Annotated in this window: 20 protein-coding genes; 7 read left to right on the top strand and 13 right to left on the bottom strand. The window is 58.5% G+C overall.

Going from position 1 to position 20,932, the window contains the following annotated elements; genetic code table 11:
- Positions 1-21: 21 nt before the first annotated feature.
- On the bottom strand, positions 22-873 hold the full coding sequence (locus RRF55_RS05680) for an MIP/aquaporin family protein (RefSeq protein ID WP_002922941.1): 852 nt from the start codon (positions 871-873) through the stop codon (positions 22-24).
- A gap of 442 nt (positions 874-1,315) precedes the next feature.
- Between RRF55_RS05680 and zapB the strand changes: the two genes are divergently transcribed.
- The 4 genes from zapB to RRF55_RS05660 all read left to right on the top strand — a co-directional run bounded on the left by zapB (position 1,316) and on the right by RRF55_RS05660 (position 5,004).
- Positions 1,316-1,561, top strand: a complete 246-nt coding sequence (gene zapB / locus RRF55_RS05675) for a septal ring assembly protein ZapB (protein WP_004150222.1) — start codon at positions 1,316-1,318, stop codon at positions 1,559-1,561.
- Between the two features lie 151 nt (positions 1,562-1,712).
- Positions 1,713-2,702 carry a sulfate ABC transporter substrate-binding protein gene (locus RRF55_RS05670; protein WP_002922936.1) on the top strand — a complete coding sequence of 330 codons (990 nt, stop codon included), beginning with the start codon at positions 1,713-1,715 and terminating at the stop codon, positions 2,700-2,702.
- 162 nt (positions 2,703-2,864) lie between these two features.
- On the top strand, positions 2,865-3,635 hold the full coding sequence (locus tag RRF55_RS05665) for a CDP-diacylglycerol diphosphatase (protein ID WP_014906767.1): 771 nt from the start codon (positions 2,865-2,867) through the stop codon (positions 3,633-3,635).
- A gap of 64 nt (positions 3,636-3,699) precedes the next feature.
- Positions 3,700-5,004, top strand: coding sequence for an SLC13 family permease (locus tag RRF55_RS05660; RefSeq protein WP_032439048.1), 1,305 nt, complete (start codon positions 3,700-3,702; stop codon positions 5,002-5,004).
- 92 nt (positions 5,005-5,096) lie between these two features.
- Here the strand turns inward: RRF55_RS05660 and tpiA are convergent, their stop codons facing one another.
- Together tpiA and RRF55_RS05650 are read right to left on the bottom strand one after the other, a co-directional pair.
- On the bottom strand, positions 5,097-5,864 hold the full coding sequence (tpiA, locus tag RRF55_RS05655) for a triose-phosphate isomerase (RefSeq protein WP_002922909.1): 768 nt from the start codon (positions 5,862-5,864) through the stop codon (positions 5,097-5,099).
- A 109-nt stretch (positions 5,865-5,973) separates the two neighbouring features.
- The gene (locus tag RRF55_RS05650) at positions 5,974-6,576 is read right to left on the bottom strand and encodes a YiiQ family protein (RefSeq protein ID WP_002922908.1); all 603 of its coding nucleotides are present in this window, start codon (positions 6,574-6,576) and stop codon (positions 5,974-5,976) included.
- Positions 6,577-6,688: 112 nt separating this feature from the next.
- Here RRF55_RS05650 and RRF55_RS05645 point away from each other — a divergent pair, with 112 nt between their 5' ends.
- Positions 6,689-7,117, top strand: a complete 429-nt coding sequence (locus RRF55_RS05645) for a DUF805 domain-containing protein (RefSeq protein WP_004901418.1) — start codon at positions 6,689-6,691, stop codon at positions 7,115-7,117.
- Here the strand turns inward: RRF55_RS05645 and fpr are convergent, their stop codons facing one another.
- The 7 genes from fpr to gmk form a co-directional block, all read right to left on the bottom strand.
- Positions 7,118-7,864, bottom strand: a complete 747-nt coding sequence (gene fpr / locus RRF55_RS05640; RefSeq protein ID WP_004173895.1) for a ferredoxin--NADP(+) reductase — start codon at positions 7,862-7,864, stop codon at positions 7,118-7,120.
- Between the two features lie 150 nt (positions 7,865-8,014).
- A complete protein-coding gene (glpX, locus tag RRF55_RS05635; protein ID WP_002922903.1) occupies positions 8,015-9,025 on the bottom strand; it encodes a class II fructose-bisphosphatase in 1,011 nt (336 codons plus the stop codon).
- Positions 9,026-9,073: 48 nt separating this feature from the next.
- Complete coding sequence (gene recG, locus RRF55_RS05630; RefSeq protein ID WP_004151504.1) at positions 9,074-11,155, bottom strand: ATP-dependent DNA helicase RecG; 2,082 nt, start codon at positions 11,153-11,155, stop codon at positions 9,074-9,076.
- Between the two features lie 5 nt (positions 11,156-11,160).
- Complete coding sequence (trmH, locus tag RRF55_RS05625) at positions 11,161-11,850, bottom strand: tRNA (guanosine(18)-2'-O)-methyltransferase TrmH (protein WP_004181538.1); 690 nt, start codon at positions 11,848-11,850, stop codon at positions 11,161-11,163.
- Positions 11,851-11,854: 4 nt separating this feature from the next.
- Positions 11,855-13,975 (bottom strand): bifunctional GTP diphosphokinase/guanosine-3',5'-bis pyrophosphate 3'-pyrophosphohydrolase, encoded by a 2,121-nt coding sequence (gene spoT / locus RRF55_RS05620; protein ID WP_004150214.1) that lies wholly within the window; start codon positions 13,973-13,975, stop codon positions 11,855-11,857.
- 18 nt (positions 13,976-13,993) lie between these two features.
- Positions 13,994-14,269, bottom strand: a complete 276-nt coding sequence (gene rpoZ / locus RRF55_RS05615; protein ID WP_000135058.1) for a DNA-directed RNA polymerase subunit omega — start codon at positions 14,267-14,269, stop codon at positions 13,994-13,996.
- Positions 14,270-14,323: 54 nt separating this feature from the next.
- On the bottom strand, positions 14,324-14,947 hold the full coding sequence (gmk, locus tag RRF55_RS05610; protein WP_002922664.1) for a guanylate kinase: 624 nt from the start codon (positions 14,945-14,947) through the stop codon (positions 14,324-14,326).
- Positions 14,948-15,205: 258 nt separating this feature from the next.
- Between gmk and ligB the strand changes: the two genes are divergently transcribed.
- A complete protein-coding gene (gene ligB, locus RRF55_RS05605) occupies positions 15,206-16,882 on the top strand; it encodes an NAD-dependent DNA ligase LigB (RefSeq protein WP_021313902.1) in 1,677 nt (558 codons plus the stop codon).
- 5 nt (positions 16,883-16,887) lie between these two features.
- Here the strand turns inward: ligB and RRF55_RS05600 are convergent, their stop codons facing one another.
- On the bottom strand, positions 16,888-17,505 hold the full coding sequence (locus tag RRF55_RS05600) for a trimeric intracellular cation channel family protein (protein ID WP_002922654.1): 618 nt from the start codon (positions 17,503-17,505) through the stop codon (positions 16,888-16,890).
- 275 nt (positions 17,506-17,780) lie between these two features.
- Between RRF55_RS05600 and RRF55_RS05595 the strand changes: the two genes are divergently transcribed.
- A complete protein-coding gene (locus tag RRF55_RS05595; RefSeq protein ID WP_004188107.1) occupies positions 17,781-19,031 on the top strand; it encodes a chloride channel protein in 1,251 nt (416 codons plus the stop codon).
- Positions 19,032-19,086: 55 nt separating this feature from the next.
- On the opposite strand, the gene RRF55_RS05590 is transcribed toward RRF55_RS05595, so the two are convergent.
- Together RRF55_RS05590 and RRF55_RS05585 are read right to left on the bottom strand one after the other, a co-directional pair.
- Complete coding sequence (locus tag RRF55_RS05590; RefSeq protein WP_004151500.1) at positions 19,087-20,145, bottom strand: bifunctional transcriptional activator/DNA repair enzyme AdaA; 1,059 nt, start codon at positions 20,143-20,145, stop codon at positions 19,087-19,089.
- Positions 20,146-20,147: 2 nt separating this feature from the next.
- Positions 20,148-20,894, bottom strand: coding sequence for an isocitrate lyase/PEP mutase family protein (locus tag RRF55_RS05585; protein WP_004181536.1), 747 nt, complete (start codon positions 20,892-20,894; stop codon positions 20,148-20,150).
- Positions 20,895-20,932 lie beyond the last annotated feature (38 nt).

Below are 20,932 nucleotides of genomic sequence, written 5' to 3'. Positions count from 1 at the left end.
AGTCGGTGTCCCGTAGTCAGATTACAGCGAAGCTTTATGTTGAGCGGTGGAAGAGGAGGGGCTCTGTTGCTCTTCCTCCACGCAGGTGTCGCAAGGCAGGTGACGGCCAATCAGCTTACGATAGCTGAATGCGCCCAGCGCCGCGCCGACCACCGGTGCGCACAGCGGCACCAGGAAATAAGGAATATCTTTGCCGCCGGTGAAGGCGACGTCACCCCACCCCGCCAGCCAGGCGAAGGCTTTCGGGCCGATGTCACGCGCCGGGTTCATGGCGAAGCCGGTCAGCGGTCCCATGGAGGCGCCAATCACCGCAATCAGCAGGCCAATCAGCAGAGGGGCCAGCGGGCCGCGCGGTATGCCGTTGCCATCGTCGGTCAGCGCCAGGATGACGCCCATCAGGATAGCGGTAATCACCATCTCTACCGCGAAGGCCTGCACAAAATTGATGTGCGGGTTCGGGTAAGTGGAGAAAATGCCGGCCAGATCGAGGCTTTCCACGCTGCCGCGAATCATATGGTGGGTGGTTTCATAATCGAGGAAAAGATTGTAGTAAAGCCCGTAAACTAATGCCGCAGCGCAAAAGGCGCCAGCGAATTGCGAAATAATAAAAGGAACCACTTTGCGGCCTTCGAAGCAGGCGAACAGCCACAGCGCGATAGTCACCGCTGGGTTAAGGTGCGCACCGGAGACCCCGGCGGTCAGGTAGATCGCCATGGCGACGCCCAGACCCCAGATGATGCTGATTTCCCATTGTCCGAAGCTGGCTCCCGCGACCTTGAGCGCAGCCACGCACCCAACGCCGAAAAAGATCAACAACCCGGTACCGAGGAACTCTGCGATGCACTGGCCTTTTAAGGTTGATGTTTGGCTCATAATCGAATCCTGAAGCGTGGTGATGATTATTGTATGTAGGGTGGTCACAGACGACCATATTGCCATGTAGGCATAGTGTTAATTTATCGTTAACGAGCAAAAACGAGAAATATCGAACTTCAAATGTGTGTGCCTCGTCAAGAAAATGAGCGTTTTCGCGCCATTTGCGCGCATTGAGAGCGCTGCCGGAGCGTTTCACCACGCATTTTGTTAACCATAAAATTAACATTGACCCATGAACTACGAGCGAACTGCGCTGAAAGCACCAGGTAAAGACTGAAAAGTGTTGCAAACCGCAATCTACGCGGCTTGCCGCTGGACAGGGGCGGCGGGGATTCATACAATCGACGATAACACCGCTATGTGCGCTAATTTTCGTTAAGGCGGGACCGCGTATACGAAACACGAGTTTCTATCAACGCCTTGCAAGTTCAGGAGAGGTATGACGATGTCATTAGAAGTGTTTGAGAAATTAGAATCTAAGGTTCAGCAGGCGATTGATACCATCACTCTGTTGCAGATGGAAATCGAAGAGCTGAAAGAAAAGAACAACACCCTGGTGCAGGAAGTTCAGAGCGCGCAGCATGGTCGTGAAGAGCTGGAGCGCGAAAACAGCCAGCTGAAAGAGCAGCAGCAGGGCTGGCAGGAACGTCTGCAGGCGCTGCTGGGTCGCATGGAAGAAGTCTAATCGCTTCGCGCCCTCTCCCGCCCGGGAGGGGGTCATCCTTACTCGCGTCTTTATATCCGCAAGTTATAGCCAATCTTTTTTTATTCTTTAATCATTGAATCGCTTTCTGGCACGCTTAACCCATCACAACACACATAAAGAGAGCGGTGCGATGAATAAGTGGGGCGTAGGGTTAACTCTGTTGCTGGCATCCGCCAGCGTTCTGGCAAAAGACATTCAGCTATTAAACGTATCTTATGATCCAACGCGCGAGCTGTACGAACAGTACAACAAAGCGTTTAGCGCACACTGGAAGCAGGAGACCGGCGACAACGTGGTGATCCGCCAGTCGCATGGTGGCTCTGGCAAACAGGCGACCTCGGTGATTAACGGTATTGAAGCGGATGTGGTCACGCTGGCGCTGGCCTACGATGTCGACGCTATTGCTGAACGCGGCCGCATCGATAAAAACTGGCTGAAACGCCTGCCGGATAACTCTGCGCCGTATACCTCCACCATCGTGTTCCTCGTCCGCAAGGGCAATCCGAAACAGATCCATGACTGGAACGATCTGATCAAACCGGGTGTGTCGGTCATTACCCCGAACCCGAAAAGCTCCGGCGGCGCCCGCTGGAACTACCTGGCGGCCTGGGGCTATGCCCTGCATCAGAATCACGGCGACCAGGCGAAAGCCCAGGAATTCGTCAAGGCGCTGTATAAAAACGTGGAAGTGCTGGACTCCGGCGCGCGCGGTTCGACCAATACCTTCGTAGAACGCGGCATCGGCGACGTACTGATCGCCTGGGAAAACGAAGCGCTGCTGGCGACCAACGAACTGGGCAAAGACAAGTTTGAAATCGTGACCCCAAGTGAGTCGATTCTGGCTGAGCCGACCGTCTCGGTGGTCGACAAAGTGGTGGATAAGAAAGGCACGCGTCAGGTGGCGGAAGCGTACCTGAAGTATCTCTACTCGCCGGAAGGCCAGGAGATTGCGGCGAAGAACTTCTACCGCCCGCGCGATCCGAATGTGGCGAAGAAATATGCTAACGAATTCCCGAAACTGAAGCTGTTTACCATCGATCAGGAGTTCGGCGGCTGGACGAAAGCGCAGAAAGAGCACTTCTCCAACGGCGGCACCTTCGACCAGATTAGCCAGCGTTAATTCTCTTGTCCCTGCTTGCGCTACGCTTAGCAGGGCTACAGTTTTGCGCGGTGCGTAGCCCGGGTAAGGCATCAGCCGCTACCCGGGATAACGCCCCGTCCACCATCTGTTTTCATTTAGTCATCAAATTACGCTACTCTTCCGCTTCAGGCTTAACAGGGAATGAAAATGAGAAGAGTAAGATACTTTTTGCTGGCGCTGCTGGTGGCGATCCTCGCGGCGCTGGCGGGCGGCTACTACTGGCTGCACTCTGGCAACCCGGACGCATTACGCAAGATTGTCCTGCAGCAGTGCGTACCCCATCAGCAACAGCAGCAAAACCCGTCGCCGTGCGCGGAAGTGAACCTCAAGGGCGGCTATGTGCTGTTTAAAGACCGTAACGGCCCGCTGCAGTATTTGCTGATGCCGACCTACCGCATCAACGGCACCGAAAGCCCGCTGCTGCTGGATCCGTTGACGCCGAACTTTTTCTGGCAGGCCTGGCAGGGGCGTGAAATCATGAGCCAGCGCCACGGCGCGCCGGTTCCTGATAACGCGGTATCGCTGGCGATCAACTCGCGCAGTGGACGTACGCAAAACCATTTCCATATTCATATCTCCTGCCTGCGCCCCGATGTGCGCGCGCAGTTAGATAAGGATGCCGCAGCGATCAGCAGCCGCTGGCTGCCGCTACCGGGCGGGCTTCAGGGCCACGAATACCTGGCGCGCCGGGTGACGGAGGCGGAGCTGGCCCAGCGTAGCCCGTTCCTGATGCTGGCGGAAGAGGTGCCGGAGGCGCGTGAACATATGGGACGCTTCGCGCTGGCAATGGCGCAACAGAGCGACGGCTCGCTGGTGCTGCTTGCGACGGAGCGTAACCTGCTGACCCTGAACCGGGCTTCAGCGGAAGAAATTCAGGATCATCGCTGCGCCATCCTTAACGCAAACCACTAGTTCTGGCGTTTACCTGTCTTACCTGTCGTCGTATTCTTGCTGAAAAAAACGACAGGAGACAGGCATGTCGCTCTGGCTTACCCACCCGCTGTTCCTTCCTTCATTGATTGTCGGCGTCACCATCGTGCTCTGGGCGACGTCGCTGCTGCCGGAATTTATCACCGCGCTGCTGTTCTTCTCAGCGGCAATGATGGCGAAAATCGCTCCGCCGGAGGTGATCTTCGGCGGCTTTGCCTCTTCGGCGTTCTGGCTGGTGTTCAGCGGCTTTGTGCTCGGCATCGCCATCCGTAAAACCGGACTGGCGGACCGGGCGGCGCAGGCGCTGTCGGCCAGGCTCACCGACTCCTGGCCGCGGATGGTCGCCAGCGTGGTACTCCTGAGCTACGCCCTGGCGTTCGTGATGCCCTCCAACATGGGGCGCATCGCGCTGCTGATGCCGATCGTGGCGGCGATGGCCCGCCGCGCGGGCATTGCCGACGGCAGCCGCGGCTGGTTCGGCCTGGCGCTGGCGGTGGGGTTCGGCACCTTTCAGCTGTCGGCAACGATTTTGCCCGCCAACGTGCCGAATCTGGTGATGAGTGGCGCGGCGGAAGGCTCGTACGGTATCCATCTGAATTATGTTCCCTATTTACTGCTGCATACGCCGGTGCTTGGCTGGCTGAAAGGGGCGGTGCTGGTGGCGCTGATTTGCTGGCTGTTTCCCGGCAAGCCGCATCCACCGCGCGACCTGGCGCCGCTGCCGCCGATGAGCCGCGACGAGAAACGTCTGGCGTGGCTGCTGGCGGTGGTCCTCTCGCTATGGGTGACCGAGAGCTGGCACGGCGTCGGCCCGGCGTGGACCGGCCTGGCGGCGGCTGTGATCACGCTGCTGCCGCGGGTGGGCTTTATTAACGGCGAGGAGTTTGCCAGCGGGGTGAATATGCGCACCTGCATTTACGTCGCCGGGATTCTGGGGCTAGCGATCGCCGTCACCCAAACCGGGATTGGCGGCGCAGTGGGCAATGCGCTGCTGCAGGTGATGCCCCTGGATAAAGACAATCCTTTCACCAGCTTTCTCGCCCTGACCGGGATAACCAGCGCGCTGAACTTTATTATGACCGCCAACGGCGTGCCGGCGCTGTATACCACCTTTGCCCAGAGCTTTGCCGACGCCACCGGTTTTCCGCTGCTAAGCGTGATTATGATTCAGGTGCTGGGCTATTCCACGCCGCTGCTGCCCTATCAGGCGTCGCCGATCGTGGTGGCGATGGGGTTAGGCAAGGTCCCGGCGAGGGCGGGGATGCAACTGTGTCTGGCGCTGGCGGCGGTGAGTTATCTGATTTTACTGCCGCTGGACTACGCCTGGTATCAGCTGTTGGGGAAACTGTAACGGCAAAAGAAAGCCCGGCTTGCGCTGTGCTAGGCCGGGCTCCCACGTTTTGTCAGTCAACCCGGTCGCGTGTCGCCACCGGGAAAAGCGAATTACGCTTTTTTCGCTGCTTCTGCTGCTTTAACGATCACCGCGAAAGCGTCAGCTTTCAGGGAGGCGCCGCCAACCAGCGCGCCGTCGATGTCCGGCTGGGTGAACAGCTCTGCGGCGTTGCCAGCGTTAACGGAACCGCCGTACTGGATGATCACTTGCTCAGCGATTTTGGCGTCAGCTTTAGCAATGTGGTCACGGATGAATTTGTGCACCGCCTGCGCCTGAGCCGGGGTCGCTGATTTGCCGGTACCGATAGCCCATACTGGTTCGTAAGCGATAACCACGCCTTCGAAAGCGGCAGCGCCCTGGGTTTTCAGCACGGCGTCGATCTGACGCGCGCAAACTTCTTCCGTTTTGCCCGCTTCGTTTTCGGCTTCGGTTTCACCGATGCACAGAACCGGGGTCAGACCCTGCTCTTTCAGCACCGCGAATTTCTTCGCGATCAGCTCGTCGGATTCTTTGTGGTAGGTACGACGCTCGGAGTGGCCGATGATGATGTACTGCGCGCCGATATCTTTCAGCATTTCGGCGGAGGTTTCACCGGTGAATGCGCCGGACAGGTTCACGTCAACGTTCTGCGCGCCCAGGTGAATGTGGCTGCCTTCTGCCGCGCGCTTAGCCAGGTCCAGATACATTTCCGGCGGGGCGATGGCAACTGCACAGCCGCTTACGCCAGCCAGCTCGGTACGCAGGTTCGCAACCAGTTCGTTTACCATGTGGCGGCTGCCGTTCAGTTTCCAGTTACCCATCACTAAAGGATGTCGCATTTTAATTCTCCACGCTACTTAAGCGAATTAAGGAATATAGCCGCCCCAGAGGGCAGCATGGTCTGTGAAACAGTATAGAGACTCGTCACTGGAAAGGCTTTGCTTTTTGTCATTTATTGTTACCTTCCAGCGTTTCAGATAGCGCCAGCTTAATCGGTTCAATGGCGAAGGTCAGGCCCTTTTCCCCATGATCTGCCACCACATAGCGCACGGCGCCTTCGGTATCGGCGAAGTAGCGCTTGCCCTTGCCGGCGGCCAGCAGTTTCTGCAGTTTTTGCTGGCTTTGCGCCTGGCTAAAAGTCGGCACGAAGGCGCGGATCATGGCGCTCATATACTCCAGCGCTTTGGTCCTGGCCGCCTTTTGCTCCGGCCCCTGGATCGGCAGCCAGGTGATCTGCATGGATTTGATCTTCAGCGTGCCGCGCTCCAGCGCGGTGGAGGCATAGAGATTTTCGTTAATTTTGCTGGCGGCGCGGGTCAGGTTAGCCCGATCGCGACTGGTGGCGATGGAACGGAATTCGTTCAGAGGCAGCTTTGGGTTATCGGCGTTGAATTTCTCGCGGAACTGACTGATCGACTGGTCAAAGCTCGGCGCGCCGGCGAGCAGGTAGGGCGCTGCCGCGGTCGTCGATTCGCTCTCTGCGGACAACGCGTGCGGGCCGACGGCAAGGCCCATCAGCCCACTTAACCACAAAATTGTCCACTTCTTCATGCCCGTCGTTCCTTTTTTTGCCTGCTGACGATTAAATCGGGAAGCGCGGCGCTTGTCAAAAAGTCACGACGCCAGGGTAAACTACGCAGACGATGATGATAAGGAAAAACGCATGACCCTACAGCAGTGGTTATTCTCAATTAAAGGGCGCATTGGCCGCCGCGATTTCTGGATCTGGATTGCCATCTGGCTGGTGACCATGAGCGCCCTGTTTACCCTGGCAGGCAGCAATCTGCTCAACCTGCAGACGGCGGCGTTTATTATCGTCTGCCTGCTGTGGCCGACGGCGGCGGTGGTGGTCAAGCGGCTGCACGATCGCGGCAAATCCGGGCTGTGGGCGCTGCTGATGGTTCTGGCGTGGATGCTGCTGGCGGGGAACTGGTCGATGTTGCCGCAGGTCTGGCAGTGGGGCGTCGGGCGCTTTGTGCCGACGCTGATTATCGTCATGATGCTGATCGACCTGGGGGCGTTTGTCGGCACCCAGGGCGAGAATAAGTTCGGCAAGGAGACCCAGGACGTGCGCTGGAAAGCGGACGCCTGATTACCAGTAGTGCTCCGCCGTCATATGGCCCGGCCGGCGACGCAGATGTTTGGTCATCTGCCGGGTCTCTTTTAACAGCTGTTGGGTATCGCGCACCATTTGCGGGTTGCCGCACAGCATCACATGGCTGGTGTCAGTGGTCATCGGTAGGCCGACGGCCTCTTCCAGCGCGCCGGTTTCAATCAGAAACGGCACCCGGCCGGTCAGCGAGCCTTCCACGGTTTCGCGGCTGACCACCGTCTGAATACGGAGTTTGCCGGCATAGCGCTGCTCCAGTTCGCGCATTAGCGGCAGATAGCTCAGGTCCGCGGCGTAGCGGACGGCGTGGACCAGCACCAGGTTGTTAAAGCGCTCAAGGTCCTTGCCTTCCTGCAAAATTGACAGGTACGGCCCCAGCGCAGTGCCGGTCGCCAGCATCCACAGGGTATCGCAATCCGGTACTTCCTCGAGGACGAAGAAACCTGCCGCTTCACTCACCACCAGGACTTCATCGCCCGGCTTCAGCGCCGCCAGACGCGGGCTCAGCTTGCCTTCCGGGACGGTGACCAAATAGAACTCGAGGTCGGGATTGCCGGGGGCGTTGACGTAGGAGTAGGCGCGCTGCACGCGTTCGCCGTCGATTTCCAGCCCGAGCTTGGTAAATTGCCCGGCGGTAAACGGATGAACAGGCGCCCGCACGTATAAACTGAACAAGGCGTCCGTCCAGTACTCCACTTTTGTCACTTTGCCGCTAACCCAGTCCGCCATCGTCTTCTCCTGTTGCCAAGCGATGCCTTATCTTCGGTCCAGACGAGCCAGATTTCCACCCCGAAGGCGCAAGAAAGCTCTATTGATCAAATATAAACGAAGAACAGGGCAACCGCCTGCGGACGGTTGCCTGGGAGAGAAAAAGCGGTATTACAGGATGTGCTGCTGAATGTCCGGATCTTTACGGTCGAGGTAATGAATCGACTGGATACGACGGATAGTGCGCGACTTGCCGCGGATCAGCAGCGTCTCGGTGGTGGCCATGTTGCCCTTGCGGGTGATGCCGTCCAGCAGATCGCCTTTGGTGATCCCGGTGGCGGAGAAGACGACGTTATCGCTGCGCGCCATTTCATCCAGACGCAGCACTTTGCCCGCTTCAATGCCCATGGTTTTGCAGCGCGCCAGCTCATTTTCACCGATGCGGCGGTTCTCTTCGTTATCGCCCTTCACGTGGTGGCGAGCCAGCAGGCGCCCCTGCATATCCCCGTCGAGGGCGCGGATCACCGCGGCGGAAACCACCCCTTCCGGCGCGCCGCCGATGCCGTACAGTACGTCGACTTCGCTATCCGGCATGCAGGTGAGAATAGAGGCCGCGACGTCGCCATCGGGAATAGCGAACACGCGCACGCCCAGCTGCTGCAGCTGGGCAATGACCGCGTCGTGGCGCGGTTTCGCCAGCACGGTGACGGTCAGCTCGCCCAGCGGCTTGTTCAGGGCGCGGGCGATATTGTGCAGGTTCTCTTCCAGCGGCAGATTGAGATCGATAGCGCCTTTAGCGCCCGGGCCGACGATCAGCTTTTCCATATACATATCCGGCGCGTTGAGGAAGCAGCCCTTATCGCCGACCGCCATCACCGCCAGGGCGTTGGCCTGGCCCATCGCCGTCATGCGGGTGCCTTCGATGGGATCGACGGCGATATCTACCGCATCGCCCTTGCCGGTACCCACTTTTTCGCCGATATAAAGCATCGGCGCTTCATCGATTTCGCCCTCGCCGATGACGATGGTGCCGTCGATATTGACGAGGTTAAGCATAATGCGCATGGCGTTAACCGCTGCGCCGTCGGCGGTATTCTTATCGCCGCGGCCCAGCCATTTATAGCCCGCCAGCGCGGCGGCTTCGGTGACACGCGAAAATTCGATGGCCAGTTCTCGTTTCATAATCCACTCGTTGTGTAGAAAAGTTGCCCGCAGCGCGGCAAAAGCGCGCTACGCGTTGGAATAGCGTTCGGTTTCCGGCATCCAGCGCTCGATAAGCGCCTGGGCCTGCAGCGGATAGCGTTCATGAATGTGGCGAGCAATGCGTTGAACATCGGGGATCATCGCCTGATCGCGCAGTAAGTCCGCCACTTTAAATTCGGCGTTGCCGGTCTGGCGGGTGCCGAGCAGCTCGCCGGGACCGCGAATTTCGAGGTCTTTCTGGGCAATGACGAAACCATCGTTGCTGTCGCGCAGGACCTGCAGACGTTTCTGCGCCGTTTTGGAGAGCGGCGATTTATAGAGTAGCACGCAGTGGGAAGCGACCGCGCCGCGCCCGACGCGCCCTCTGAGCTGGTGCAGCTGCGCCAGACCCAGACGTTCCGGGTTTTCGATAATCATCAGGCTTGAGTTAGGCACGTCGACGCCGACTTCAATCACCGTGGTGGCTACCAGCAGATGCATCTCGCCCTGCTTGAAGGCCTGCATCACCGCCTGCTTCTCCGCCGGTTTCATCCGCCCGTGGACGAGGCCGATATTGAGCTCCGGCAGCGCCAGTTTGAGCTCTTCCCAGGTGGCTTCCGCCGCCTGGGCTTCCAGCAGATCGGACTCTTCAATCAGCGTACAGACCCAATAGGCCTGGCGACCTTCATGGGTACAGGCGTTGCGCACACGGTCGATAATATCGCTGCGCCGGGTGTCGGGGATGGCGACGGTGGTCACCGGAGTTCGGCCTGGCGGCAGCTCGTCGATAATCGAGGTGTCCAGATCGGCGTAGGCGGTCATCGCCAGGGTGCGGGGGATCGGCGTGGCGGTCATGATCAGCTGATGCGGGTGGAATCCCTGCTGCTGACCTTTCTCCCACAGCGCCAGCCGCTGATGCACGCCGAAGCGGTGCTGTTCGTCAATAATCACCAGCGCCAGGCCGTTAAACTGCACCTGCTCCTGGAAGATGGCGTGGGTGCCGACAATCATCTGCACCTCGCCGCTGGCGATAGCCTCCTGCTGCGCCTGACGGGCTTTGCCTTTCTGTTTGCCCGCCAGCCAGCCGACTTCTATGCCCAGCGGTTCGAACCAGTTGCGGAAGTTATTGGCATGCTGCTCGGCAAGCAGTTCGGTGGGCGCCATCAGCGCCACCTGTTTGCCGTGGACGATAGCGCGCAAGGCGGCCAGGGCAGCGACCAGCGTTTTACCGGAGCCAACGTCGCCCTGCACCAGGCGCATCATCGGCACGTCCAGCGCCATATCGTGTTCAATCTCGGCGGTAACCCGCGCCTGCGCGCCGGTGGGCTTAAAGGGCAGGGAGGCCAGCAGTTGGTTTTTCAGGGTATCGTTGGCGCCGAGCGGCAGGGCGTGATAGCGCTGGGCGCCTGCCCGCAGCGCCAGCATGCTGAGGTTATGCGCCAGCAGCTCTTCCAGAATCAGACGCTGCTGCGCCGGGTGCTTGCCGCTTTCCAGCTCGCTAAGTTGCAAGGAGGGCGGCGGGCGGTGCAGCGTACGCAGCGCCTCCGGCAGGCTCATCATCCCCTGCGCCAGCTCCGGCGGCAGGAGTTCGCTAATCGCGCAGGTTTCCAGGAGCTCAAGCGCCTGATCGGTGAGCTTGCGCAGGGTCGCCTGCTTGATGCCTTCGGTGGTCGGATAGACTGGGGTTAACGTTTCCTGCAGCTCCGGAGTACTCATATCGCCTTGGACGCGATATTCCGGGTGGATCATCTCGGCGCCGTACTTCCCGCGTTTGGCTTCACCGTAGGCCAGCACCCGACGACCGGTCGCGAGGCTGTTTTTCATCGCCGCGTTGAAGTTGAAAAAGCGCATGGTGAGGATGCCGGTGCCGTCGCTGATCTGGCAGGTCATCATCCGCCGGCCGCCGAAGGTGATATTGCTGTTGAGCACTTCACCTTCCACGGTGGCATAAACTCCGGGAAGTAGCTCGGCTATCGGGTAAAGATGGGTGCGATCTTCGTAGCGTAAAGGCAGGTGCAGCAGCAGATCCTGTACCGTATGCAGGCCAATCTTCGCCAGTTTGCTGCTCTGCGCAGCGCCCACACCGGTGAGTGAACTGAGCGGAACGGCATCTAACAGGCGGCCTGACATTGGGTTTACCTCGCAGCCTGCATGGTAGCCCACCACGCGGCATCGGCTTCCACTTCGCCCTGCTCGTTAACGTGGGGGTAAGGCAGACCTTTTTGTCTGGCGACGCGGGCCAGCACCGGATAGCCGCCTTCGAACAGCAGGCGCTGCTGCTCTTGTGGCGGCAGCATGCTGTTGGCGCGTTGGTACATCCCGGCATTCTGCCGCTGGCGCTGCGCCTCGTAGAGGATCAGCGCCGAGGCGACGGAGACGTTCAGCGACTGCACCATGCCGATCATCGGGATAATGATGTCCTGATCGGCCAGCGCCAGCGCTTCCTGGGTGATGCCGGTTTTCTCCTGGCCCATCAGGATGCAGGTTGGACGCGTATAGTCGATTTCACGAAAATCGATGGCTTTGTCGGAAAGGTGAGTGGCAAGAATTTGCATGCCCTGGCCTTTCAGGTGGCCGACGGCATCTGCGATAGTGCGGTGGGTTTTAACCTGCACCCAGCTGTTGCTGCCCGCGGCGGCGGAGGCCATGGTACGCATCCGGCTGCTCGGCCAGACGGCATGCACTTCGTGTACGCCAACGGCATCTGCGGTCCGGATGACCGCAGAGACGTTATGAGGCTTATGGACCTGCTCCATGCAGACCGTCAGGTCAGGCTGACGCCTGGCGAGCATCTCGCAGATACGCTCGTAGCGCTTTGAGTTCATAAAGCTAGTTTCGGTTACGGGTGACTTTAATCACGTCCGGCATGACGCGGATTTTGCGCATGATATTCGCCAGATGCACGCGGTCGCGCGCGGTCAGGCGGATAAAGGCGCTGTATACGCGGCCATCTTTCTCTTCCGTATTCAGGCTCTGGATATTGGAAGACGCGGTGTTGATCGCCGCCGTCAGGTTAGCCAGCGCGCCCTGGTGGTTAAACATGTCCACCTTGATTTCGGTGATGAACTCCTGAGCGGTCTCTTTATCCCACTCAACCGCCATAAATTTCTCCGGCTCTTTCTGGTAGCCGCGAATGTTACGACATGATTCATGGTGGATAACCAGCCCTTTACCCGGGCTGACGTGGGCGATAATCGGGTCACCTGGAATTGGACGACAGCACTTGGCGAAGGTGATCAACACGCCATCGGCGCCTTTGATTGGCAGATGACCGTGGTTCGACGCGTTAGCCGGTACCGGCGCCGCAGCGGCTTCGCCCTGCTGCAGGTTTTTTGCCACCACGACGCTCATGGCGTTGCCCAGACCGATTTCCGCCAGCAGATCGTCAAGCGAGGCCAGCTTCATGCGATCGAGTTCGCGCTGGATATTCTCCGGTGGGATCTCGGCGAGTTTGCGGCTTCCGCCCAGCGCGTGATTGAGCAGACGACGGCCAAGGCTGACCGAATCGTCGCGCTTAAGGTTTTTCAGCAGCTGACGGATCTTGGCGCGCGCTTTCGAACTGACGACAAAGTTCAGCCAGGCGGCGTTCGGGCGAGCGCCCGGCGCGGTGATAATTTCGACAGTCTGACCGCTGGAGAGCGGCTGCGACAGCGGATAGGGCTGACGGTCGACGCGCGCGCCGACGCAGGCATGACCGATATCGGTATGCACCGCGTAGGCGAAGTCCACCGGCGTGGCGCCGGCAGGCAGTTCGACAATGCGCCCTTCCGGGGTGAAAACGTAAATCTCATCGGGGAACAGATCGGATTTTACGCTCTCGATAAATTCAAACGAGCTACCGGCGCTCTGCTGCAGCTCCAGCAGGCTTTGCATCCAGCGCTGAGCGCGGATTTGCGCGGTGGTGCTGCTTTCGCCGCCGTGCTCTTTATAAGCCCAGTGCGCCGCTACCCCCATCTCCGCCATCTGGTCCATGTCTTCGGTACGAATTTGTACCTCGACCGGGACGCCGTGGGGGCCGATCATCGAGGTGTGCAAAGACTGATAGCCGTTCGCTTTCGGAATGGCGATGTAATCTTTGAAACGACCTGGACGCGGTTTGTAGAGGCTGTGCATCTGGCCGAGCACGCGATAGCAGATATCGGCATCATGGACGATAACGCGGAAGGCGTAGATATCCATGATCGAGTGAAAACGCTGCTCTTTAAGCACCATTTTGCAGTAGATGGAGTACAGATGCTTTTCGCGACCGCTGACGCGGCAGGGGATCCCCGCTTCCTGCAACCGTCCTTCGATTTCGGAGAGGATTTTTTGGATCATCTCTTTACGGTTGCCGCGCGCCGCTTTGACCACCTCTTTAATGACGCGGTAGCGATTAGGGTACAGTGCTTCAAAGCCCAGCTCTTCGAGCTCGGTTTTGATGTGATGGATACCTAAACGGTGCGCCAGCGGGCTGTAAATTTCCAGCGTTTCGCGGGCGATGCGGCGGCGTTTATCCGGGCGCAGCGAGCCCAGAGTACGCATGTTGTGGGTGCGGTCGGCAAGCTTGATGAGGATGACGCGAATGTCCTGCACCATCGCCATGATCATTTTGCGAAAGTTTTCGGCCTGCGCCTCTTTCTTATCGCGGAACTTGAGCTTATCAAGTTTCGACACCCCCTCTACCAGCTCGGCGACGCTTTTACCAAAAAGCTGTTCCATGTCCTGATAGGTGGCGGGGGTATCTTCAATCACATCATGCAGCAGCGCGGCCATCAGCGTTTCATAGTCGAGCTTCATCTCGGCCAGAATGCAGGCTACCGCGACCGGGTGCGTGATATAGGGTTCACCGCTTGAACGTGTCTGACCCTCGTGAGCGTCACGTGCAACGAGATACGCCTGCCGCAGACGCTTAATCTGGTCTTCCGGCAGGTAGTTTTGAATCAGCTGATTCAGGCTTTCAAACAGATACAAGGGCGACCCGCTGTGTGATTAACGACGACCTTCAGCAATCGCGGTAACGGCTTGTAATTCAGCGGCTTCCTGCTCTTGCTGTTCCTGGCGCTCACGTACGTCGAGGATCTGGTTGTTGATCAGACCTTCTTCGATTTCGCGCAGTGCGATAACGGTGGTTTTATCGTTTTCTTCCGGTACCAGCGGATCCTTTCCGCCAACCTGCATCTGACGAGCGCGACGCGCGGCGACCAGTACCAGGTCAAAACGGTTACCAATTTTCTCTACAGCGTCCTGAACAGTTACGCGTGCCATACTTAAAATGCTCCACAGGTGAAGAAATGACTGGGCATGATACTGAATGTGGGTTCAGTCTGCCAATAGTTTGGTGATTAAAGCGCCATGTCGCTGCTTTTGGCGGCTCATGCGCAGACGTTCAGCGCGGATGATATTTTTCAGGTCGCTCAGGGCGGTGTCAAAATCATCGTTCACAATCAGGTAATCATATTCCGCGTAATGGCTCATTTCCGCAACGGCCTGGGCCATCCGTTTCGCGATCACCTCTTCGCTGTCCTGGCCGCGGCCGCGCAGGCGACGGTCCAGTTCATCTTTTGACGGCGGCAGAATAAAAATACTGCGCGCGCCGGGCATGCTTTTACGGATCTGCTGCGCGCCTTGCCAGTCGATATCGAGGAAGACATCGACGCCGGTCGCCAGCACCTGCTCGATCGCTTTACGCGACGTGCCGTAATAGTTGCCAAAGACCTCTGCATGTTCCAGAAACGCGTTTTCGCCAATCATCGAGCGGAATTCGTCGTGATTCACGAAGAAATAGTGTTCGCCGTGCACTTCACCCGGACGCGGCGCCCGCGTGGTATGGGAGACCGATACCTGGGTGTCATACAACGGTTGGGTTTTTAATAAAGCCTGAATCAGGCTGGATTTACCCGCGCCGCTAGGGGCGGAAACAATATAAAGCGTGCCTTGAGCCATGAGTGTCTTTTGTATGTGGTTATCGAAAGAGGTCCTACATACGAGCCTATTATACACGTCGCCGCGGCGTGACGCAGTCATTGTCACACTTTTTGCCGCTGTTTCTTTCATTTTGCCTGCCGTTTTCCTGCATTCGCCAGCCTTTGCTGCAATGAGGCGTAAATCCTGGAAGGCGTTTCGCAAGGCGAAAAAGCTTCCGTCGCGGCTCGCGGCATTCTGCAGCAGACTCTCCGCTAGGTGATGGAGGAGGGGACTGCAATGCGTAAAGGAGGGTGGTGGCTGGCGTTAGGGATGTTCTCTGCCAGCGCGCTGGCGACGTGTCCGGACTGGCCGCCGGCCAGAGGAAGGCAGGAGACATCCCGCCTTCATCAGCAAATTGTCGCCTGGAAAGAGGCTTACTGGCGGCAGGGCGCCAGCGGAGTGAGCGATGACGTTTACGACCAGCTCACCCTGCGCCTGGCGCAGTGGCGACAATGCTTTCCGGGCGCGACGCCTGAGGATGACGATCTGCCTCCGCCCACCGGCGATGCGCGTCATCCGGTGGCCCATACCGGCGTGCGCAAGCTGGCGGATGAGGACAGCGTTGCCCGCTGGATGAAAAATAAATCCGACCTGTGGATACAGCCTAAAGTGGACGGCGTGGCGGTGACTCTCGTTTATCGCCAGGGGCGTCTGGTTCAGGCCATTAGCCGCGGCGATGGTCTACGCGGTGAGGCATGGACCGCCCGAGCGCGGCAGATCCCGGCGCTGGCGAAAGTGATGACCGGTGAACTGGCCGACAGCGTACTGCAGGGGGAACTGTTTCTGCGCCGGGACGGCCATGTCCAGCAGCAGGCCGGGGGGATGAATGCGCGGGCGAAAGTCGCCGGGTTGATGATGCGAGCCGACGCGGCGGCGGCGCTCAGCCAACTGGACGTCTTTATCTGGGCCTGGCCAGACGGTCCGTCCGATATGCGCCGTCGTCAGCAGCTGCTGGCGCAGGCGGGGTTTAAGTACAGCGGACAATATACCCATCCGGTGTCGCGCATCGAGCAGGTGGCGCAGTGGCGCCAGCGCTGGTATCGCTCGCCGCAGCCCTTCGTCAGCGACGGTGTGATTGTGCGCGAAGGACGCGAGCCGCCGGGACGAGTCTGGTCGCCCGGAAAGGGCGAGTGGCTGGCAGCCTGGAAATATCCTCCGGCATCGCGGGTGATGCAGGTACGGGCGATCCGTTTCAGTACCGGCCGCAGCGGCAGACTCAACGTGGTGGCCGAGCTTGAGCCCCAGCGGCTGGATGATAAACGCGTGCAGCGGGTTAACGTTGGCTCTGTGTCCCGCTGGCAGATGCTGGATATTGGGGTTGGCGATCAGCTGCAGATCAGTCTGGCAGGGCAGGGTATTCCTCGGGTCGACGCCGTCGTCTGGCGGACGGCCGAGCGCCATAAACCGACGCCGCCGCCGGCGAAATTTAATGCGCTAACCTGCTATTTCGCCACCCCTGAGTGCAGCGAACAGTTTCTTTCCAGGCTGATCTGGTTGTCATCAAAGTCCGCCCTGAATGTCGATGGCGTGGGGGAAAATTTATGGCGCGTCATTCAGCAGCAAAACCCGATGACGCATATTTTTTCCTGGCTGGCGCTTACCGTTGAGCAGCTGCAGGCGGTGCCAGGGATTTCCGCCGCCCGCGGGCAGCACCTCTGGCATCAGTTTGATCTCGTTCGCAAACGACCTTTTATCCGCTGGGTGCTGGCGATGGGGATCCCGGTGCCGCAGGGGGCGCTGGCGCAGCTCGAAAGCGAGAACTGGCATTTGCTGGCGGCAAAAAGTGAAGCGCAATGGCGCACGCTGCCGGGCGTGGGGGAGATCAGAGCCCGCCAGCTGGTGGCTTTCCTGCACCATCCGGACGTGGTGGCGCTGGCGCAATGGCTTAGCGGGCAGCGCATCCCCGGATTTTAAGGCGGTTAGTGGGCGTCATGGGTGTAGTGGAAGACCGGTAGCCCCAGTTTCCAGCGTAGCGCCAGCATGCGGGCGGTAAAGCCGAACAGCAGTGTAGCCAGCACCACCACATCGTGGCTGCTGACGTAATGTTGCAGAGCAATATAGAGTACGGCTGCGGCAAAGGAGATCCCGGCATACAGCTCTTTCTGGAAGACCAGCGGAATGCGTTTGCAGAACATATCGCGCAGTACGCCGCCGAAGACACCGGTGATCACGGCGGCAATAGAGGCGATAACCGGGCCTTCGCCCATGTCCAGGGCGATCTGCGCGCCGATGATGGAAAACACGATCAGCCCCAGCGCGTCCAGCACCAGAAACAGCCGACGAAGGTGCGGCATCACCGGAGCGGCAATGGTCGTGAGGACGGCGGCGACGGCGACAATGATGACATATTCGGGATGCTTCACCCAACCAAGAGGATAGTGCCCCAGCAGGATATCGCGAACGGAACCCCCGCCCAGCGCGGTCGCAGTGGCGATAATGATGACGCCAAACGTATCCATCCGCCGGCGCCCGGCAGCCAGTGCGCCGGTCATGGCTTCCGCGGTGATACCGATTAAATACAGAACATGAAGCAGCATAGATCCCCCCAGGTAATGGCGGGCAGGTTAACGATTTGTGCGCAGGATCACGATTGAGATTTTCTAAAGCGAATCATTTACGCCAGGAAAAATTAATGGAAATAGTATCTGTGATGGCTTGATTTAAAGGTTTATTGATTTTTTAGGGATTTTTATTTATTAGAAAAAGTAATGCTAAGTGAAGCGATGGGTATCACTATCGAAAACACTATGATTACGCAATGTTTAAGTCTCGTCCTTTATTCTTTTATTTTTCCTTTTCAAGGCCAGAGAAAATGAGCGTCGCCGCCGGGAATAAAAATCATCTGATCCGCCTGATAGCCGTGGTATTAACCGGGATTCTGGCCGGTCTGTCCGGCATGGTTTTGGCACTAATTTTACACGCGATTCAGCACCTGGCTTTTGGTTACAGTTATGGGCAGATCGTCGGTTCGGTGTCATTTTTACAGGGCGTCACGGAGTCGTCCTGGCCACGCCGCATCGTGGCAATCGTGGCCGGCGGCGCCGTCGCCGGATTTGGCTGGTGGCTGCTTGGTCGCTATGGGCAGAGGCGGGTTTCCATTGCGGCGGCGGTGGCCAACCCCTGCGTACCCATGCCCGCGGGCACCACGACGATCCACGCGCTGCTGCAGATCGTCACCGTAGCGCTGGGCTCCCCGCTTGGCCGCGAAGTGGCGCCCCGGGAAATGGGCGCGCTGGGGGCGGGGATGGTGGCGCGTAAGCTGCGCCTGCTGGAAGATGAAACCCGCACGCTGATTGCCTGTGGGGCGGGCGCGGGTCTGGCGGCGGTCTATAACGTCCCGCTGGCCGGGGCGTTGTTCAGCCTTGAGGTCATGCTGCTGTCGTTTAGCTGGGAAAAAACGCTAGCGGCGATAATGACCTCGGCGATTGCCGCCTGGACGGCCACCCTGGGGTTAGGGGATGAATCGCAATACCATTTTGTTTCCAGCGCGCTTCCGCACACCTTTCTCTGGTGGGCGATTCTGGCGGGCCCGATTCTTGGCACCGGCGCCTGGCTCTTTCGCAAAGCGACCAGCGCGGCGCGTTCACGCGCGCGAAGTAACTGGCAGATGCCGGTGTTCTGTCTGCTGGGGTTTTCTCTTCTTGCCATCCTGAGTCTTTATTTCCCCGAGCTTCCGGGCAATGGCAAGGGTCCAATGCAGCTGGCGCTCAGCGACGGGCTGCCTCTCTCCATGGTCGCTGTCCTGTTAGTATTGAAGATGGTGGTGATTCTGGCGGTGCTGCGCGGCGGCGCGGAGGGTGGATTGTTAACCCCAGGGCTGGCGGTGGGCGGATTGGTCAGCCTGCTGCTCTGCGCGCTCTGGCAGCTCGGCTTCCCTGGCGGTGATAAAAGCAGCTTCGCTGTGGTGGGGGCGGCCGCGTTTCTCGCCGCCTCCATGCAGATGCCGCTGACCGCGGTGGCGCTGGTGATGGAGTTTACCCACATGGATCACAGCTATCTGGCTCCGGCGCTGCTGTGCGCGGCAGGGGCGTTTTTAACCTGCCGGGCGCTGGATAAAAAATAGGCTTACCGAGCCGCGGTGAAAGTCAGGGAGGGGCCCGTTGATCCTGAAAGTAAAATCAGCCGCGTTTTTCCCTGATGGTTGCCTCATGGTTAATAAGCCATATTTTTCGTGCAATGCCGCCGCCGTAACCGGTCATCGAACCATCTTTGCCGATAATTCGATGGCACGGGATGATAATCGCGACGCGGTTAGCGCCGTTTGCAGCAGCCACCGCGCGCGTGGCCGTTGGTTTACCTATCTCCATCGCAATCGATTGATAATGCGTCGTCTCACCGAAGCTAACGTGCTGTAAACGGCGCCAGACCGCTCGCTGGAATTCGCTGCCTGGGGTATCAAGCGCCACCTCGAACGATTGACGCTGTCCGGCGAAATACTCCGTTATTTCCTGTTGCGCCTGCCTGGTGTGGGCATTTTCACCTGCGATGATGCTGGCGTTGAACCGCCGCTGCAGGTCGCTGAATTCTGACTCCAGCGCTCGTCTGTCGACAAACTCCAGCAGACAAATTCCCCGTTGCGTTGCACAAACAAACATTGGCCCTAACGGGGTGGTAAAACGATGAATTAAAACAACCTGGCGTTGCGCGCTGGGTGCGAAACCGGTCAATTTTTTGCAGGTATAGCCGAAGCCGCTTAAGGACTCGTAACCGCTATCGAAAGCGACATCGGTAGTTGAGCGGCCTGCTTTTAATTCCTGAAGCGCCATATTCAAACGCTGCATCCGTTGAAAAGCCTGAAAGGTGATCCCGTGGTTTTGCAGGAACCAGCGGCGAACGCGTTCCGGGCTAATATCGTGCTGACGTAGCTCGCTATCGCTGAGGCGGACCTTTGGAGCTTCTCGCAGCAGGCGGAGCGCTTGTTCAACAAAGGCGGGGGCCGTCCGGGCATTCTCCGTCGGGCGACAGACTTTGCATGGCCGGAAGCCGGCATCCAGCGCGGATTTAAAGTCATTATAAAATTCGACGTTTTCCCGCCGGGGTTTTCGCGCCCGACAGACCGAGATACAAAATACGCCGGTGGTTTTCACGCCGACGAAAAAAACGCCGGTGAATTCCACCGCGCGTTCAAGCAGCGCCTGATACCAGATATCGCACTGCATGCTGTCGGTAATTTTCATGGTCAAAAAACACCTGAGAAAGAGTGTTGGGTTTGCACCTGACATAATAAGTCTTTCAGTCTGGCCTGCGTCGCAGCATAAATAAAATTGCCCATCGAAATTCGTTTTACGCCCAGTGTCGATAAGGTGCTGAAGTCAGCCAGCTCAGGCATACACATTACGTTTAAGGGTAAAGGCACGTGGTGAACGATGGCGGTAATATCCTCCGCGCGGGTGACGCAAGGCACAAAAAAACCGCATGCGCCGTGTTTGGCGTAGAGTTGACCGCGATAGAGCGTTTGAACCAGCGCATCTTGTACGTTGAGAAGAAAGGTATCGGTGCGGACATTAACAAACAGACCGGGACAGGCGCGGGTGATTTCCTGCAGTTTGACGGCAAAGCGCTCCGCATCGTCAAGACGACGCGTACTATCCACCACATGACTATCCTCGAGATTTATTCCACTCACGCCGAGATGCGCCAGACGCCGGATATTGTCAATGATGTGGCTGGTTGTCGCGCCGTAGCCCGCCTCTAAATCGACGCTTAACGGCAGTTCGCTAACGGTTTTGATGCGTGAGACGACATAAAACAGCTCGTCAAAACTCATCTCTTCGCCATCTTCATACCCTAACATTGCGGCGATAGCAGCGCTGGAGGATCCCAGCGCCTGATAACCAGCCTGCTGAGCAGCCTGAGCGCTGCTGGCATCCCAGACATTGGCAAGCAACAAAGGTTGGTTTTGCTGGTGAAGCGCATTAAAGTCCATTCTTTTCTCTCGCGGTAGTGTTTTCCTGACTGTGCCGC

The sequence above is a fragment of the Klebsiella sp. K47 genome, from assembly GCF_051858335.1.
Lineage (GTDB): Bacteria > Pseudomonadota > Gammaproteobacteria > Enterobacterales > Enterobacteriaceae > Klebsiella > Klebsiella pneumoniae.
Note: the sequence above shows the minus strand (reverse complement) of the source record. Positions and strands in the feature narration are given on the sequence as shown.

What these genes read in the sequence shown, in the direction of transcription:
- RRF55_RS05680 (WP_002922941.1), bottom strand. Translation starts at nt 873, where the DNA reads ATGAGCCAAACATCAACCTTAAAAGGCCAGTGCATCGCAGAGTTCCTC.
- zapB (WP_004150222.1), top strand. Translation starts at nt 1,316, where the DNA reads ATGACGATGTCATTAGAAGTGTTTGAGAAATTAGAATCTAAGGTTCAG.
- RRF55_RS05670 (WP_002922936.1), top strand. Translation starts at nt 1,713, where the DNA reads ATGAATAAGTGGGGCGTAGGGTTAACTCTGTTGCTGGCATCCGCCAGC.
- RRF55_RS05665 (WP_014906767.1), top strand. Translation starts at nt 2,865, where the DNA reads ATGAAAATGAGAAGAGTAAGATACTTTTTGCTGGCGCTGCTGGTGGCG.
- RRF55_RS05660 (WP_032439048.1), top strand. Translation starts at nt 3,700, where the DNA reads ATGTCGCTCTGGCTTACCCACCCGCTGTTCCTTCCTTCATTGATTGTC.
- tpiA (WP_002922909.1), bottom strand. Translation starts at nt 5,864, where the DNA reads ATGCGACATCCTTTAGTGATGGGTAACTGGAAACTGAACGGCAGCCGC.
- RRF55_RS05650 (WP_002922908.1), bottom strand. Translation starts at nt 6,576, where the DNA reads ATGAAGAAGTGGACAATTTTGTGGTTAAGTGGGCTGATGGGCCTTGCC.
- RRF55_RS05645 (WP_004901418.1), top strand. Translation starts at nt 6,689, where the DNA reads ATGACCCTACAGCAGTGGTTATTCTCAATTAAAGGGCGCATTGGCCGC.
- fpr (WP_004173895.1), bottom strand. Translation starts at nt 7,864, where the DNA reads ATGGCGGACTGGGTTAGCGGCAAAGTGACAAAAGTGGAGTACTGGACG.
- glpX (WP_002922903.1), bottom strand. Translation starts at nt 9,025, where the DNA reads ATGAAACGAGAACTGGCCATCGAATTTTCGCGTGTCACCGAAGCCGCC.
- recG (WP_004151504.1), bottom strand. Translation starts at nt 11,155, where the DNA reads ATGTCAGGCCGCCTGTTAGATGCCGTTCCGCTCAGTTCACTCACCGGT.
- trmH (WP_004181538.1), bottom strand. Translation starts at nt 11,850, where the DNA reads ATGAACTCAAAGCGCTACGAGCGTATCTGCGAGATGCTCGCCAGGCGT.
- rpoZ (WP_000135058.1), bottom strand. Translation starts at nt 14,269, where the DNA reads ATGGCACGCGTAACTGTTCAGGACGCTGTAGAGAAAATTGGTAACCGT.
- gmk (WP_002922664.1), bottom strand. Translation starts at nt 14,947, where the DNA reads ATGGCTCAAGGCACGCTTTATATTGTTTCCGCCCCTAGCGGCGCGGGT.
- ligB (WP_021313902.1), top strand. Translation starts at nt 15,206, where the DNA reads ATGCGTAAAGGAGGGTGGTGGCTGGCGTTAGGGATGTTCTCTGCCAGC.
- RRF55_RS05600 (WP_002922654.1), bottom strand. Translation starts at nt 17,505, where the DNA reads ATGCTGCTTCATGTTCTGTATTTAATCGGTATCACCGCGGAAGCCATG.
- RRF55_RS05595 (WP_004188107.1), top strand. Translation starts at nt 17,781, where the DNA reads ATGAGCGTCGCCGCCGGGAATAAAAATCATCTGATCCGCCTGATAGCC.
- RRF55_RS05590 (WP_004151500.1), bottom strand. Translation starts at nt 20,145, where the DNA reads ATGAAAATTACCGACAGCATGCAGTGCGATATCTGGTATCAGGCGCTG.
- RRF55_RS05585 (WP_004181536.1), bottom strand. Translation starts at nt 20,894, where the DNA reads ATGGACTTTAATGCGCTTCACCAGCAAAACCAACCTTTGTTGCTTGCC.